The organism is Paenibacillus sp. J5 (genome assembly GCF_054955055.1).
Genome location: NZ_JBUEDD010000014.1, coordinates 1 through 16242, shown reverse-complemented (window position 1 = coordinate 16242; position 16242 = coordinate 1). Strand labels below are relative to the sequence as shown.

At 52.9% G+C, this 16242-nt stretch carries 13 protein-coding genes and 1 CRISPR repeat array; all 13 genes read left to right on the top strand.

The genetic code is table 11. The features are described from left to right. Window positions 1-20 precede the first annotated feature (20 nt). Window positions 21-743, top strand: a complete 723-nt coding sequence (gene cas5c, locus ACY1JZ_RS22495) for a type I-C CRISPR-associated protein Cas5c (protein WP_462631086.1) — start codon at window positions 21-23, stop codon at window positions 741-743. Further along, the gene (cas8c, locus tag ACY1JZ_RS22490) at window positions 740-2647 is read left to right on the top strand and encodes a type I-C CRISPR-associated protein Cas8c/Csd1 (protein ID WP_462631020.1); all 1908 of its coding nucleotides are present in this window, start codon (window positions 740-742) and stop codon (window positions 2645-2647) included. Before cas5c ends, cas8c begins: the two co-directional genes overlap by 4 nt. A gap of 19 nt (window positions 2648-2666) precedes the next feature. Next, the gene (cas7c, locus tag ACY1JZ_RS22485; RefSeq protein ID WP_462631019.1) at window positions 2667-3530 is read left to right on the top strand and encodes a type I-C CRISPR-associated protein Cas7/Csd2; all 864 of its coding nucleotides are present in this window, start codon (window positions 2667-2669) and stop codon (window positions 3528-3530) included. Further along, a complete protein-coding gene (cas4, locus tag ACY1JZ_RS22480) occupies window positions 3520-4176 on the top strand; it encodes a CRISPR-associated protein Cas4 (protein ID WP_462631018.1) in 657 nt (218 codons plus the stop codon). Before cas7c ends, cas4 begins: the two co-directional genes overlap by 11 nt. Continuing rightward, the gene (cas1c, locus tag ACY1JZ_RS22475) at window positions 4173-5204 is read left to right on the top strand and encodes a type I-C CRISPR-associated endonuclease Cas1c (protein WP_462631017.1); all 1032 of its coding nucleotides are present in this window, start codon (window positions 4173-4175) and stop codon (window positions 5202-5204) included. The genes cas4 and cas1c overlap by 4 nt, the downstream gene beginning before the upstream one ends. A gap of 8 nt (window positions 5205-5212) precedes the next feature. Next, window positions 5213-5503 carry a CRISPR-associated endonuclease Cas2 gene (gene cas2 / locus ACY1JZ_RS22470; RefSeq protein ID WP_462631016.1) on the top strand — a complete coding sequence of 97 codons (291 nt, stop codon included), beginning with the start codon at window positions 5213-5215 and terminating at the stop codon, window positions 5501-5503. Window positions 5504-5843: 340 nt separating this feature from the next. Then, a CRISPR array of direct repeats spans window positions 5844-7943; the repeat unit is 32 nt; unit sequence GTCGCATCCTACACGGATGCGTGGATTGAAAT. Window positions 7944-8033: 90 nt separating this feature from the next. Continuing rightward, the gene (locus ACY1JZ_RS22465; RefSeq protein ID WP_462631015.1) at window positions 8034-8777 is read left to right on the top strand and encodes a class I SAM-dependent DNA methyltransferase; all 744 of its coding nucleotides are present in this window, start codon (window positions 8034-8036) and stop codon (window positions 8775-8777) included. Between the two features lie 262 nt (window positions 8778-9039). Continuing rightward, the gene (locus tag ACY1JZ_RS22460; protein ID WP_462631014.1) at window positions 9040-10038 is read left to right on the top strand and encodes a cysteine peptidase family C39 domain-containing protein; all 999 of its coding nucleotides are present in this window, start codon (window positions 9040-9042) and stop codon (window positions 10036-10038) included. Between the two features lie 36 nt (window positions 10039-10074). After that, on the top strand, window positions 10075-10263 hold the full coding sequence (locus ACY1JZ_RS22455) for a hypothetical protein (protein WP_270168207.1): 189 nt from the start codon (window positions 10075-10077) through the stop codon (window positions 10261-10263). A 25-nt stretch (window positions 10264-10288) separates the two neighbouring features. Further along, on the top strand, window positions 10289-12331 hold the full coding sequence (locus ACY1JZ_RS22450; RefSeq protein ID WP_462631013.1) for a carbamoyltransferase N-terminal domain-containing protein: 2043 nt from the start codon (window positions 10289-10291) through the stop codon (window positions 12329-12331). A gap of 11 nt (window positions 12332-12342) precedes the next feature. After that, window positions 12343-14355: a carbamoyltransferase family protein gene (locus ACY1JZ_RS22445; RefSeq protein WP_462631012.1), complete on the top strand. Its 2013-nt coding sequence runs from the start codon at window positions 12343-12345 to the stop codon at window positions 14353-14355. After that, window positions 14352-15338, top strand: a complete 987-nt coding sequence (locus ACY1JZ_RS22440) for a TauD/TfdA family dioxygenase (protein WP_462631011.1) — start codon at window positions 14352-14354, stop codon at window positions 15336-15338. The genes ACY1JZ_RS22445 and ACY1JZ_RS22440 overlap by 4 nt, the downstream gene beginning before the upstream one ends. A 28-nt stretch (window positions 15339-15366) precedes the next feature. Further along, on the top strand, window positions 15367-16242 hold an 876-nt coding region (locus tag ACY1JZ_RS22435), incomplete at its 3' end, for a hypothetical protein (protein ID WP_462631010.1).

Genomic DNA, 16242 nt, shown 5'->3' with positions numbered 1-16242 from the left:
ATAAAGGAGGTGATCTTGTGCTGCGAAACTCCATCGAATTTCAGCTAACAGCTCCTTACGCATTGTTTACCGATCCGCTAACGAAGATTGGCGGTGAGAAGTTATCCTACCATGTTCCAACTTACCAGGCGCTCAAGGGAATAGTTGAAAGCGTTTACTGGAAACCGAGTCTGATCATTTATATTGATGCAGTGCGTGTGATGAACCCGATTCGGATGGAATCCAAGGGCATTCGGCCACTGGAGTACAGCGGAGGGAATACATTGGCGAATTACACTTATTTGCGCGATGTGCGTTACCGGGTGAGAGCCTACTTCGAGTTCAACCCGCACCGGCCTGATCTGGCGGCAGATCATAACGAGCACAAGCATCACAACATTATGAAGCGTTCGCTTAGAGCGGGGGGACGGCGGGATATTTTCCTCGGTACCCGCGAGTGTCAGGGCTATGTCGAGCCATGTGATTTTGACGAAGGGGAAGGGTATTACGATGATTATGAAGAGATGCCGATGGGCACGATGGTGCATGGCCTGAACTATCCTGATGAGACGGGCAGGGATCAACTGGAGGTTCGGCTCTGGCGTCCAGTAATGGAGCGCGGTGTGGTGAAGTTCATCCGGCCTGAAGCATGTGAACTGGTGCGGACGGTGAAGGAGATGAAGCCGAAGGCATTTGACATCGGACAGATGGAATCCGTCGATGCGCTATATGAGCAACTGGGAGAGGAGGGAATGGAGCGATGAGTTGGCTGCTGAACCTGTATGAGACCTACGATTCCAATCATGATCTGATCGGTGTCGTAGAGAAGAATCGCAAGAATCAGGAATATACGCTGCTGCCGATCGCCCATACCACTCAGAATGCACATATCGAGGTGCGTGTGACGGAGCAAGGGGAATTTCACTCGGCGATCGTGCTGGAGAAGGGAAAGCTTGAGACTCTCATCCCTGCCACAGAGGATTCGGCAGGCCGAGCTGGCAGCGTCAATGCACCCTATCCGCTGCACGATAAGCTGAGCTATGTAGCTGGAGACTATGCGATATATGGGCGTAATCCCAAGAAGCTGGAGCATCACGGCAAATATCTTGAAGCCCTGGGCAGATGGGCGAACTCCCCTCACAGTCATGCCAAGGTGCAGAGTATCTATCGCTACTTAAGCAAGGGGACGCTGATCCGCGATCTGGTGGACATGCCTCGTCCTGCACTTCATCTAGATACCGACGGGAAATTGATCGAGAAGTGGGAGAAGACGCATGAGCAGACACGGGGAGCCAAGCCAGATATATTCACCATTGTTACCGGCCCTCAGGAGGATGCCTTCATCCGATTCAATGTCTATTCCAGCGGTGTATACACCGATGTATGGCGGGATAAGGAGATTTATGAATCGTTCATCCGTTACTACGCTACGATTCTAGGAGAGGAAGACATCTGTTACGTGAGCGGGGAACGTGTGCCTACGACAGAGCGTCATGCGAAGCGCATTCGTCACGCCGGAGACAATGCGAAGCTCATCTCCTCTAATGATGATACGGGCTTCACATTTCGGGGACGGTTCCTGTCCGGTGGCGAAGCGGCCAGCGTCGGCTATGATGTCTCTCAGAAGGCACATAATGCGTTGAAATGGCTCATCAACCGGCAAGGCAAGACTATCGACCAGCGTGTCTTCCTCGTGTGGGGCAATCAGGAGACGGAGCAAGATGATCTGACGGAGGATCTCTTCGCGCTGGCACCGGAGGAGGCCAACCGGCCGGAACGCAGCTCTTGGACATTCCCTGAATTCGCCAAGTCCTTCGGTCTGGCGCTGGGCGGCTATAAGAATCGGCTTGATGAATCGCAGATCAAGGATGATAAGGTCAATATTCTCGTCCTGGACTCTGCGACGACGGGACGGATGGCGGTACTATATTACCGGAGCCTCTATAAGGATACCTACGTAGAGCGACTAGCCCAATGGCATGCAGGCTGTGTGTGGCTCCATCGTTACCGTAAAAATGAAGGGGGGGAGTGGGTGGAGTTCTATGGTGCCCCCGCAACGAAGGATATTGCTTTTGCCGCCTATGGCTCCCGCGCAGATGACAAGCTTGTAAAAGGGCTGATGGAGCGGATGCTCCCCAGTATTATCGACGGTCGAGCGATCCCTTGGGACATCATCAAGAGCGCGATGGCACGCGCCTCCAATCCCGTAAGTATGGAGAGCTGGGAGTGGGAGAAGACATTGAGCATTGCTTGCGCACTAATTAATCAGAAGGAGAGAAAGCCTGTGGCACTGGATACTGAGACGGATAACCGAGATTACCTGTTTGGCCGATTGCTGGCCGTGGCTGATGTGTTGGAGACACGCGCGTTAACTAGCGAGAAGCGGACAACCAATGCGATCCGATATATGAATGAATTCTCCAGGCATCCTGCCCGAACATGGATGACGATTCAGCAAGCGCTGCAGCCGTATCAGGCTAAGCTTGGAGTCAAGGCGACGTATTGGAACAAGATTATTGATGAGATAGGCTCCCGTATTCCAATCGAGAAATTCAATAACCAGCCGCTCACCGGTGTCTACCTGTTAGGATTCTACAGTCAGCGGCATGATCTGTATCAGAAGAGGGATAAGGAACCGAAAATCTCGGAAGAAACGACATTAGACTAATTACGAGGAGCGATGAGAGATGACGATATTGGATCGCAAGATAGATTTTGCCGTGGTGCTATCGGTAACAAAGGCCAATCCCAACGGAGACCCTCTGAATGGCAACCGTCCTCGTCAAAACTATGATGGTTACGGTGAAATCTCGGATGTAGCGCTCAAGCGCAAGATTCGCAATCGGTTGCAGGATATGGGCGAGGCAATCTTTGTTCAGTCCAACGACCGTAAGGTGGATAGCTACAGCAGTCTTAGGGAACGGGCGGATGCTAATCCGGAGCTGGACAAGATTATGAAGAGCAAGAACGGGTCTGGGGACGAGTTCGCCAGATTGGCTTGCCAGTCGTGGATTGATGTGCGTAGCTTCGGTCAGGTGTTCGCGTTCAAGGGGGAGAAGACTGGAACGGGCGTGTCTGTCGGCGTCCGGGGGCCTGTCTCGCTCCACGCGGCTACAAGCTTACACCCGATTGACATTACGAGCACCCAGATTACGAAGAGCGTGAACTCCGAGCCTGGAGCCTCCAGGGGCTCCGATACGATGGGGATGAAGCACCGGGTGGATTCGGGTGTGTATGTGTTCTATGGCAGCATCAACACACAGTTGGCTGAGAAAACGGGCTTCACGGTAGAAGATGCCGATAAGATCAAGCAAGCGCTGATCACCCTGTTCGCCAACGATGTGTCGTCGGCCAGACCAGAAGGCAGTATGGAGGTTCATCAGGTGTACTGGTGGGAGCACAAATCCAAGCTGGGGCAATACTCATCGGCCAAGGTTCATCGCTCATTGGTGATTGAGAGGAAGGAACCCGAGGCGAAGCGGTATGAGGATTTCAATTTTACCGTATCACAGTTGGATGGATTGGAAGTTCAGATTATAGATGGACTATGATGAGGAAGACTTCCTAATGATGTCGGACATTCAGCACTTCCAGTTCTGCAAGCGACAGTGGGCATTGATTCACATCGAGCAGCAATGGGAGGAGAATGTCCTGACCGTGGAAGGTCAATATCTGCATCAGAAGGCAGATCAGCCCTTCGTGCGGGAAAAACGCGGGGATAAATTGGTTGTACGTGCAATGGCAGTGAAATCCAGAGTGCTTGGCATCAGCGGACGCTGCGATGTGGTCGAATTTATCGAAGATGAGCAGGGCGTGCCGATCAGTGGCGCAGAGGGCAGGTACATCGCGGTTCCTGTAGAATACAAGCGAGGCAAGCCCAAGAGAGGTGACGAGGATGTGCTGCAATTGGCGGCACAGGCCTTGTGTCTCGAAGAGATGCTGCTGTGTCAAGTGGAATCCGGCTATCTCTATTATCATGAGATCAGGACACGCGTCGAAGTGCCGATCACGCAAGAGGTGCGGGACAAGCTCAAGCGAACGGTGCAGGAGATGCACGAGTACAGGAAACGCCAGCATACGCCGAAGGTGAAGACCGGCTCCTTTTGCAAAAGCTGTTCCCTACAGCACAGATGCCTGCCCGAGTTAATGAACAAACGGACCGTCAAAAGCTATATTGAGGGGAAGCTGGACGCATGAGGAAATTGCTGAATACGTTGTATGTCACCCAGCCCAATACGTATTTATCATTAGAGGGAGACAATATCGTCCTCCAGCGCGAACAGGAAAAGGTAGCTCAGTTGCCGCTGCATAACTTTGAATCGGTAGTGTCATTCGGGTACACGGGAGCGAGTCCGGCGTTAATGGGATATTGTGCGGAGCGCAGCATCTCCTTGGTGTTCCTGACCATGAACGGGCGATTTCTGGCACGCGTCATCGGCGAGAGCAAGGGGAACGTTGTACTGCGCAAAAAGCAATATCTGCTCTCGGAGGACGAGAGAGCATCTGCGCGGATTGCGCGTAATTTCATCGTAGGGAAGCTGTTTAACCATAAATGGATGCTCGAACGAATGACTCGGGACTATCCGCTGAGAATCGACGTGGCGGCATTCAAGGCGGTATCCGCACAGTTGTCCGAACTGATGCACGTCGTTCGTGAGTGTGAGGATCTAGAGCGGCTGCGAGGACTTGAGGGGCAGGCAGCCGTTCAATATAACCGCTTACTGGACCAGATGATTCTGCAAAACAAGGAGGACTTCTTCTTCCATATCCGCTCGCGGCGGCCGCCTATGGACAATGTGAATGCCATGCTATCGTTTGCGTATACCCTGCTTGCACATGACATGCGCTCCGCCTTGGAAGCGGTTGGGCTGGATGCATATGTAGGTTTTCTGCATCGGGATCGGCCAGGGCGCGAGTCATTGGCACTGGATGTGATGGAGGAGCTACGGGGAGTCTATGCAGATCGGTTCGTATTGTCGCTCATTAACAAGAAGGTTGTGACGGGTGATGACTTTATCCGCAAGGAGTCCGGTGCCGTACTAATGAAAGATGAAGCGCGGCGCACCTTCATGACCGCCTGGCAGAACCGCAAGCAGGAGACGCTGACTCATCCGTATCTGGGAGAGAAGATTACCTGGGGCTTGGTACCGCATGTTCAATCCTTGTTGCTGGCGCGCTATTTACGAGGTGATCTGGATGAATATCCGCCATTTCTGTGGAAGTAGGGGAGTTTATGCTGGTATTAATCACATATGATGTATGCACCGTAAGCAGCGGCGGTGACCGTCGGCTGCGACAGGTAGCGAAGACCTGTCAGGCATACGGGCAGCGTGTGCAAAATTCGGTCTTTGAATGTATCGTAGATGCTACACAGTTTGCGACGCTCAAATTAAAGCTGACGGATCTAATTGACGAAGAAGTCGACAGTCTGCGTTTCTACCAGCTCGGCAATAATCATAAAACCAAGGTAACACATATCGGTGCCAAACCCGCATTGGACTTGGAAGGGCCGTTGTTGTTGTAAGGCTGCTTATGTTGTTAGATTTTTAGGATGGTTTGTCGTGAAGATGAGGATATAGCATGGTGAAAATGACGGAATCGGTGGTGGCTGACTTTACAGCGAACTGCATCAAAGGTATGATAGAAGAAATATTATCCATCCCTTTTATTGGTTAATACTAAGGATTATTTTACTGGTGCGAATGTGAGGTGAACATGATTTCCCTAGGAGATTCGCACCTAATTCTTGATTGAAATGATAGATTAATGATGGATTAGCTCATTTTTCTGATCGATGTTAGCATTGAAGAGGATAAAAACGAGCTTGTGCCGTCGTTTATGCCTTGTTTTACCCTATTTTCGCTGTCGCATCCTACACGGATGCGTGGATTGAAATATTTTTCATGTTACCTCTTGTGTCAGCCACCCTCGTCGCATCCTACACGGATGCGTGGATTGAAATACGCCGTTATGCTCCCCCTCTTGCCCTGTTGGATTGTCGCATCCTACACGGATGCGTGGATTGAAATTTGTTTAATCGACTCCTGAATCTCCTTGCGAACCGTCGCATCCTACACGGATGCGTGGATTGAAATATATGGGTGACAGATCTGTCCCCCCATAGTGATTGTCGCATCCTACACGGATGCGTGGATTGAAATTCTTCGGTGTTAATGTCATCTACTCCCTCGCCCAAGTCGCATCCTACACGGATGCGTGGATTGAAATTTGTTGCGCTCCACAAGATCAAGCATAAGTGGAGTCGCATCCTACACGGATGCGTGGATTGAAATGTCGAGATGGCATTCCTCAAAAACATTGGGAAGTGTCGCATCCTACACGGATGCGTGGATTGAAATTTGAACCATACGCAAATTGAGGATGGTTCAAAAAAGTCGCATCCTACACGGATGCGTGGATTGAAATTGCTGGCTGCTTGGGCGCATTAGACAGCACCCAAGTCGCATCCTACACGGATGCGTGGATTGAAATCTTCTTTCAGCGCGTCTACTTCTTTCTGCAGGCGGTCGCATCCTACACGGATGCGTGGATTGAAATACAATGTCTCCCTCGTAATAGTTAAGGCAGCCGGTAGTCGCATCCTACACGGATGCGTGGATTGAAATATTGCTCCTCCCCCTTTTGATTTAGCCAGTCGCAGTGTCGCATCCTACACGGATGCGTGGATTGAAATGTAATGGACGGGAAGGTTCAGCAGCTTGAGAGTAAGGGTCGCATCCTACACGGATGCGTGGATTGAAATAGTTAGTGCGTTGTTCTCTTCCCAAGCTGCTGTAGTCGCATCCTACACGGATGCGTGGATTGAAATTCAAGGCGGATAAGACTGGTCAGGAGTTATTGAGTCGCATCCTACACGGATGCGTGGATTGAAATATAGCCGAAGGTCTTGCTAAGGGCATGGAGCAACGTCGCATCCTACACGGATGCGTGGATTGAAATCGTATTCGGCAACTGGGCACAAGGGTATTGTTATCGTCGCATCCTACACGGATGCGTGGATTGAAATTTCACTACGCCCGCGGTGAAGGAGCGACAAGCGCAGTCGCATCCTACACGGATGCGTGGATTGAAATTTGGGCAGGTCGAGGCATTCAGCCTTGGTGACCTGGTCGCATCCTACACGGATGCGTGGATTGAAATGGATTCTATTAATATCGGCCTATTCTCTGTATCCGTCGCATCCTACACGGATGCGTGGATTGAAATTTATATGGCTTTGCATGTTTTCTTTTTTGTTGATGTCGCATCCTACACGGATGCGTGGATTGAAATTTGCTCCCGGCTGCTTAGAAACGCCCATTGCTTCGGTCGCATCCTACACGGATGCGTGGATTGAAATCTACGTGACCGGCGCTCTTTACGGTGTTCGTGCGTGTCGCATCCTACACGGATGCGTGGATTGAAATCATCCGTAACAAAGGCGCATTTAAAAGAAAAGAGCGTCGCATCCTACACGGATGCGTGGATTGAAATCCCCTTGACTCGATCACCGTTCGGAAGTTCAAACAGTCGCATCCTACACGGATGCGTGGATTGAAATATTGAGACACACACATGCGTCACTGTTGTCAGAGGCGTCGCATCCTACACGGATGCGTGGATTGAAATGACGGTCTCGCAGTAGTCTAGGACATTACGGGAAGTCGCATCCTACACGGATGCGTGGATTGAAATGGGTATGTTTAGTACATTTCAGATCTTGGTGATGGCACGTCGCATCCTACACGGATGCGTGAATTGAAATTTGAGCCGCTCCAGCTCTGCTTGCAGATCCCGCACCGTCGCATCCTACACGGATGCGTGGATTGAAATTATCGATAGAAAAACCCAACTGCTTACGAGCTGCATCGCATCCTACACGGATGCGTGGATTGAAACAAAAATAAGGTGGCATTAAGGATGGATATTATCGTCGCATCCTACACGGATGCGTGATACTAACTTGCTCGGGTGCTCCTATCTAGGGCTACACGGCCCAAATAGAGCCTAGCAGACTCCAATTTACTACCTATCAAGAGGGCAGGTGCATACGCATGGTAATCGATCATAGCAATCTTGAAGAATACCGGGACCCGGTGAATTATGATCTGGAATTTGGCGGAGAGTCTGGCAAATACAAGTTCTTTCTTGAGCTGGCACAACTGAATCCGGGGGATGTGCTGGAGCTGGCATGCGGCACAGGCTTAACGACTATCCCCCTGGCCGAGGCCGGGATTCCTATAACAGGTGTGGATCTATCCTCAGCCATGCTCGCATACGCACGAGTCAAAGGGCAGGGCTTGCTTGTGCAATTTGTTGAAGGCGACGCGCGCACATTCACATCCGAGAAGCGTTATTCCATGATCTATCTGACGGGCAATGCATTCCAAGCCTTTCTGAGTGACGAGGATCAGGCCGCTCTGCTCACGACCGTGCATAACCACTTAGAGCCGAGCGGGGTGTTCTCCTTCGAGACGCGCAATCCCTTAGGAACGGATCTGTCAGACGAGGAGGAGAGCGAGTGGGGAGCATTTATCGATAAGGACGGTCATCCTGTCAAGGTGTCGGGGATGCAGTCCTATGATGCCGCCAATCAGATTATGCACTGGGTTACTTTCCGTGATTGGGGATTCCGAAGAACCACCTCACGCATTGCCTGTCGGTTCACGGATAATGATACGCTGACAAGTCTATTAGCAAGCCACGGCTTCAGTATAGAGAACCAGTATTCTGATTGGGACAAGACGCCATTCTCTCCTGTGTCTCCTTCCATCATCAGTGTGTGCCGCAAGAGGTGAGCCTGCCTCACCCCTGTCCCTCTTCTGTCCACCCTCCTGTCCATTGCTCCGGGTACACTCGTAGCCTGTTCATTTTGCCTCGCTCACTGCCTGTTTGCAGGCAGTACTTTATTTGATCCCCCTGCCGATCCGATTCACAGTCTCCTTTCTCAATTACTTCAAGTTCATTATAATTTATTCCAAAAAGTATAATTTATAGGGTTCACTGGATTGGAAAAGTGTGCTAGTCTTAACAAAAAAGATGCAAAAAGGGGTTGAATGAATGGAGAGATGCTCGCTTCCTTTAGCGAATTCACCAATTAAGTATTTACAGCTTCATGCCTACAGGCTATCTATTATTCTGCATCATGAAGAGAGCTGGCCGTGGTTCTACTCCAATTTCATTCAACTGGTGGGCCGCAGAGGAGCCGACCGGGATGCATACCGTATTGATTTTCTGAATGCGTCGGAGGATTTCCACACAGCTTTTCCATGGTTGGATTACTGCCCCATCATCAAGGATGTGTTCCTGGGCAAGTTAGGATGCAATATCCATGAGTTACTGCAAGCCTCACTGCAAGAGCAGCTATATATTTATACCTTCGTAGATGAATACTATATTCCCCACCGGCGTTCCTACCGACAGCAGCATTTCAGACATGATGTCTTAATCAGCGGCTATGACCTCACAGACCGAACCTATACGATTGTTGGCTATGACGAGAATATGATCTATCGAGAGACCAAGGTGCGATTTGAACAGATGGAGCAGGGGATTATGAGCGTCGATGCCGTCATCACTCAGATCTACAAGAAAACGATTCATTATGAGCTGGATATGGAGGCAATTCAGAACGCGCTGACCGATTATATCCATGCCTACAATTCTAGCAAAAGGCTGCGGTCATTCATTAGCCCATTGTCGGATCAACATGAGTTCGGCATGGGGGTGTACCGCGGATTTCTGGAGCATCTGGATAAGGTCAGAGAGGACAAGCTCTACTATGACATCAGATTGACTCATCTGTTAATGGAGCATAAGCAATGCATGGCGATGCGTCTGGAATACTTGAAAGGGCAGCATCGGCTGAACCATGCGGATGAGCTGCAGAGCCAATGCCGAGAGATGGTCGATCTGACGATGCGGCTGCGTCATGCTTATCTCAAGATTACACTAGGCACAGACAGGGAGGCGGTCGATAAGGTTCGCACGCTCGCTCTGGCGATGCAGACGGCCGATGAAGCTCTGACTGAACGCATATTGAATAACCTAATTATGTAAACGTTATCATTCAGGTGTCGAAGGGGGTGAATGCTGATGATCAAGCTCGAAATCTATACGCAGGACTACAATAAGGTCACTACGACGGTGGAGCATTACAACCCGGAAGACATCAATCGCAAAATCAATGAGCGGCAGGCGCAGACGATTGTGATTGGCGACGTCATCATCGACCCGCGCAATATTTTGAAGGTTGTGCCTGTACGTTCAGAAGAAAACGGATGAAAGACATAAGCAAAGGGGCGAAATGATGAGAGTACTCGGGTTAAGCGGGGGATTAGACTCAATCTGGGACGATGAGCCAGGCAATTTCAATTGGAGCAAGCTTCGTGAGCATGCTGCTGCTGTGCTGGTAGAGGATGGACGGGTGCGCTTTGCTATCGAGGAGGATCGGCTCAACCGCATCCCAGCCACGAATAAGCGGCCTGTGCTAGCGATTCAGAAATGTCTGAACGAAGCCGGCTTGACACTGGCGGACATCGACCGGGTAGCGGTCTATGGTGAGGAGAAGTTTTATAATCATTTTATTCAGAGGGGCTATCTTGCGAATCCGAATCGGTATCCCACCTACGCGACCATGCGGCAGCTTATTCAGCAGTATCTGAAGAAGGCGTGCGGCTATGTGATAGATGAACGCGCGATCACCTTCGTGAAGCATCAGCATGCGCATGGGATGAGCGCCTGGGCCTGTTCCGGTTATGAGCAAGCGCTGGTGCTGTCGCTTGATCGTGCAGAGGATGGCTTCTCCGGGCTGGTGGCCAAGGGCCGCGAGGGGCAACTGGAGCGGCTTCATACCTTTCATGATGTTGACTCATTGGTTGGTCTGTGTCATCAGGTTGGTGAGATTATGAGTCCTCCGGTCAGCAGCCTGACAGAGCTGTCGCTCCTCGCAATGGAGGGTCGCGCTGCCCCTTACCGTGTCTTCTTCCAGGGCTGCTATGAGCTGCTGCCTAATGGCGGCTACAGCTTGCGATTTGACCCCCATGCGCTGATTGAAGGGCTGCGATTGGAGGGTCGCTCGGACGGGATGGAGCAGCGGCGCAATCTGGCGGCTGCGCTGCAGGAGGTGCTGGAGTCGATCGTGCTTCATGTCGCCCGGCATTACCAGACAGAGACTGGGCTGGATCGATTATGCCTGGCAGGGGAGCTTGCCGAAAATAAGGCGCTGAACTCGAAGCTGCTGGCGTCGGGCTTGTTCGCCGCCGTATTCGTTCAGCCGATCACACATGATGCGGGAGCAGCATTGGGCGCGGCTCTGTCACAGCTCCCAACAGCGCAAGGCGAATGGCAAACCTGGCTGACCCAATTAAGAATGGAGCATGTGTATTGGGGGACTGCGGTTGGAACGCAAGACCAGATTAAGGAAAAGGCCGAGCAGTGGCGGGATTGGGTCACCATCAGGGAAGAATCCGCAGAGAGCATTGCGGAGCAGGCGGCCGACCTGCTGGCTCGCCGCCATTCGGTAGGATGGATGCAGGGGAGGGCAGAGTTTGGTACCTGCTCCCTCGGCAACCGCAGTATGCTGCTGCATCCCTACGAGGCGTTCCATACGAGCAATGAGCTGTATAAGCATTGGAGCGAGGCTGGCAGCTCATATCCTTTGATGGTATCGATTAAGGAGAATCGGTTGAAGGATTATTTCGACGTTCCTGCCGCTGCGGCGGCTTCACAATTCAGATTCGGCAACTACTTGCTGAAGTGGAAGCCAGGCAATGACTATATGGAGCCTGCGGTGTATGCACAAGTACACACGGTATCCGAGCGTGATAATTTACGCTTCTATCAATTACTGGAGCGCTTCGAGCGCAAGAGCGGATTCCCATTTCTTCTCCATACCTCCCTGCGTAACCCGGTGGAGCCGATCGTGGAGACGTTATCTGAAGCGATGGCGGCGTTCCTGTCCTGCAAGCTGGATTATCTGGCAGTGGAAGATACATTATTGAGCAGACGCGAAGATCAGCAGAAGCGGGGGTTATTATCGCTGCGGCCTTCGTTGCCGCAACATGTGAGCATGGTGGAGCGGATCGGCTATCGATCTGAGCATCAGATGGCACGCAGCACAGAGTTAGTCTGTGCCCAAGCGGATCAATGGAAGGCCAGCCTGTCGCCCACTCTGCATGCGCTGCTGATGCAGGCCGATGGACATCGTCCACTAGGTGAGCTGATGGAGGCGGCTGGCATCACGGCAGACAGGGAGCAGGCTTCTCATTGCCTACAGTCTGTAAGAGAGCTATGGGAGCAGCGGCTGATCCTGTTGGAGCCATCCCATTCGGTAGGACAAGGACAATCATAGGGGGCATATCGATGAACATATTAGGTTTGAATGCGGGGCCCGATCTGGCCTATGAGGAGGCCTCGGACTCGGGGCTTGCTTATTCCCATGACTCGGCTGCTGTACTGCTGCAAGATGGTAAGGTGATCGCGGGGGTGGAGGAGGAACGGCTGAATCGCATCAAGCATTCGTCCAAAGCACCTGTACAGGCCATCCGTTACTGTCTGGAGCAAGGGGGCATCGGCATCGCGGAGATCGACTATATTGCCTTTTATCTGTCCTTCGAGCGGGCAAGGTCGGAGCTGGACAAGACACGTCAGGGCATCTTGCGATATATCCGTCTCGCCTTCGGCTATGAGTTTCCCGGCGAGCGTATCCTGTTCATTAATCATCAGCTCGCTCATGCGATGAGTGCCTACGCGATGTCGGGCTTCGAGCAGGCGCTGATCTTCTCTGTGGACGGCAGCGGAGACGGCATCTCCGGCATGCTGCTGTCGGCTGAGAACAAGCAGATGAAAGCGCTTCATGAACTGCCGCGTGCCCAGTCCTTAGGTGATTTCTATGAGCGAATCATTCAATTCCTGGGTTATAAGCGGTTCGACGAGTACAAGGTTATGGGACTGGCTCCTTATGGTGATCCATCGGTATACCGGGCGCTGTTCAAGACATTCTATAGTCTGCTTCCCGGCGGCAGCTACCGGATTCATGTTCATCTTGCGATGCTGTTCGAGCTGGTTCCACCGCGCAGGAAGTCAGAGCCGTTCACTCAGCAGCATAAGGACATTGCCGCAGCACTGCAGGAGTCGCTGGAGGAGATCATTACCCATATCGTCACTCATTATCAGAAGGTGACGGGACTTGGGCATCTGTGCCTAGCCGGGGGTGTGGCGCATAATTGCACGATGAACGGCAAGCTGCTCTATTCGGGGCTATTCGAGGATATTTTCGTCCAGCCTGCGGCGCATGATGCAGGTGCTGCCTTGGGCGCCGCGCTGTGTGTTCACTATGAGCAGCGGCCGGAGGACCCCTTTTATCCATTGGAGCATCTGTATTGGGGGCCGGACATCGGGGAGGATACAGCGATACTGGAGACGCTGCGCCCTTGGGAGTCGTGGCTGGAATGGGAGCATATCGGCGATGAACTGGCGGAGCGGACAGCTTCGCTGCTGGCAGAAGGCTCGGTAATCGGCTGGGTGCAGGGACGCTCGGAGTTCGGCCCGCGTGCGCTCGGCAACCGGAGCATCATTGCTGATCCGCGACCGGCGGAGAACAAGGAGATCATCAATGCGATGGTCAAAATGCGGGAGGGCTACAGACCCTTTGCACCATCGGTGCTGGAGGAGAGGGCGGCAGACTTCTTCGAGATTCCTGGTGGGACGGGGCAATTCCCTTATATGATCTTTGTACTGAATGTGAAGGAGGACAAGCGCAGCCTGCTTGGCGCGATTACCCATGTGGACGGCACGGCCCGCATCCAGACGGTCTCCAGGCAGACGAACCCGAGGTACTGGTCGCTTATTCGGGCTTTTGAGGCTTTGACGGGCGTGCCGATCGTGCTCAATACCTCCTTCAACAATAATGTGGAGCCGATCGTTGACTCGGCAACGGATGCGATTGTCAGTTATTTGACCACCAGGCTGCATTATTTGGTCATCGGCAATTATCTGATTCGGAAAAAGGCGGTCAGCGAGGAGGCCGTATTGCACCTGTATCCCAAGCTGCCCTGCTATGCTGTACTTCGCAAAAAGCGGAGCCATGGGCCGGATGGGCAACTGGCAACGGTGGCCGAAATCGGGAGGAATGACTCGGAGCGCCATCACATGCCGATCTCTGCCGAGCTATTCGAGCTGTTGGTGCAGGCGGAGGGCAAGCGGACGATCCATGACATGATGCTCGCCGCCTATGGACAGGATGAGCAGTTATGCCGTTCGCTTGCGACGGAGCTGCATGAGCTATGGTCACGAAGATTAGTGGAGCTGTCCCCTGCTGTACAGGAAGAAATCCAGGGCATTGAAGCCGATGAAAAGGAGCGTATCATATCATGAGCGAGCTGCAATCCATCTATAATGTTGAAGTTAAGCGCATACACCCGGCGCACCGTCAGTTGCTGGTTCAGCCTGCGCAAGCGGGCATCGATCTGATCGACTGGGTCGCGGAGCATCGCGAGTGGGTGCTTGGCGAGCTGCCTCAGGCGGGGGGAGTGCTGTTTCGCGGCTTTGAGGTGCCATCGATCGATTATTTTGAGCGGGTGTCCCAGGCGCTGACTCCGATGCTGGAGGAGTACAAGGAGCGCTCGACGCCGCGCAGTGAGGTGCAGGGCAAGATCTATACCTCTACCGAGTATCCGGCGGAGCAGTTCATTCCGCTTCACAATGAAAATTCCTACACGCACGCCTGGCCGCTGAAAATCTGGTTTCATTGCGCTATTCAGGCACGGAGCGGCGGGGAGACGCCGATTGCGGACAGCAGAGAAATCTATGAGCGCATCAGCCCCCGCATCCGTGAGCGGTTCGCAGAGAAAAAGCTGATGTATGTCCGCAATGTCGGGGGCGGAATTGATCTTCCATGGCAGACGGTCTTCCAGACGGACAGCCGTGATGATGTCAATGCCTACTGCCAGAAGGCGGGGATTGATGTGGAATGGCTGGGCGAGGATCGGCTGAGAACGCGGTCTGTACGTGGCGCGCTTGCGAGGCACCCGATTACCCATGAGATGCTATGGTTCAATCAGGCGCATCTGTTCCATGTGACGAGTCTGCCTGAGGAGATGCGCGAATATATGGTGGCTGCGCTGGGAGAAGAGAACCTGCCGCGCAATGTGTACTATGGGGACGGCACGCCGATCGAAGCTTCGATCCTCGATGAGATTCGCGGTGTATATGAGGAGACGATGCTAATCTTCCCGTGGCAGCAGGGCGATATTCTGCTCCTAGACAACATGTTGAATGCCCATGGACGCCAGCCCTTTGCCGGAGAGCGCAAGGTCGTTGTAGCCATGGCAGAGCCTTGGAGTCAATACGGTCTATAAAAATCCGCATGGGGAGGAATAAGCAGATATGGTAAATCGATCGAGCAGCTCGGCAACTACAGCATATACAAGCGGCCCGTCCGCCGACTCCCCGCCTATGACAGGCTGGCCAACAGATTATATGGCTCGCGGAGAATACAGCAAGGAGCGGGTTGTCCAGGACATCCCGCAATCGCTGCTGCTGGAATTGCAGCGCAGGGTGCATTTTGCAGAGAATGAGGTGTTCTACTGTCTGCTGAGTGCGGTGCAGGTATTGTTGGCGCGTGTGTCCGGTGCAGAGACGGTCGTAGCTGGCACATTGCCCTTCCGGTCGGAGCAGACCAACGCTCCATTGAGGGGCTGGCTTGAAGTGCGCACCGCTATCGCCCGCACGGATTCCTTTCTGGAGATTATGGCGAAGGTGAAGCAGCAGCTTCTCGAACAGAACAGGCTGAATGCGGTTGGCTCGGCGTCTTCCTCCAAGGAGATGCGCGTCCCGCTGCTAGTTGCCATGGATAGCCTACACGAGTCGGTTCCGCTTCAGCCGGAGATGGGCTGGATGTTGGTAACGAGGCAGCCCGATGAGCTGGAGCTACGGCTGGAGTTCAATTCGCATGCCTATGCCAAGGAGACGGCGGAGCAGCTCGCTTCGCTCTATCTTCGTGTGCTGGAGCAGGCGATCGCCAATCCCTATGTTGCGGTCGGCGAGATTGATCTGCTGACGGAGCAGGAGCGCCAGGGAACAGCAGAGGCATGGCATGGGGAGGCGGCGGACTACCCGCGTGATCGGTCGATGCATGAGCTGTTCGAGCAGCAGGTAAGACAGACGCCGCAGCGGATCGCGATCCGCGCAGGGGAGCGGAGCTGGAGCTATGCGGAGCTGAATACGCGTGCGAACGGCGTGGCGCGGAGGCTACTGGAGCGA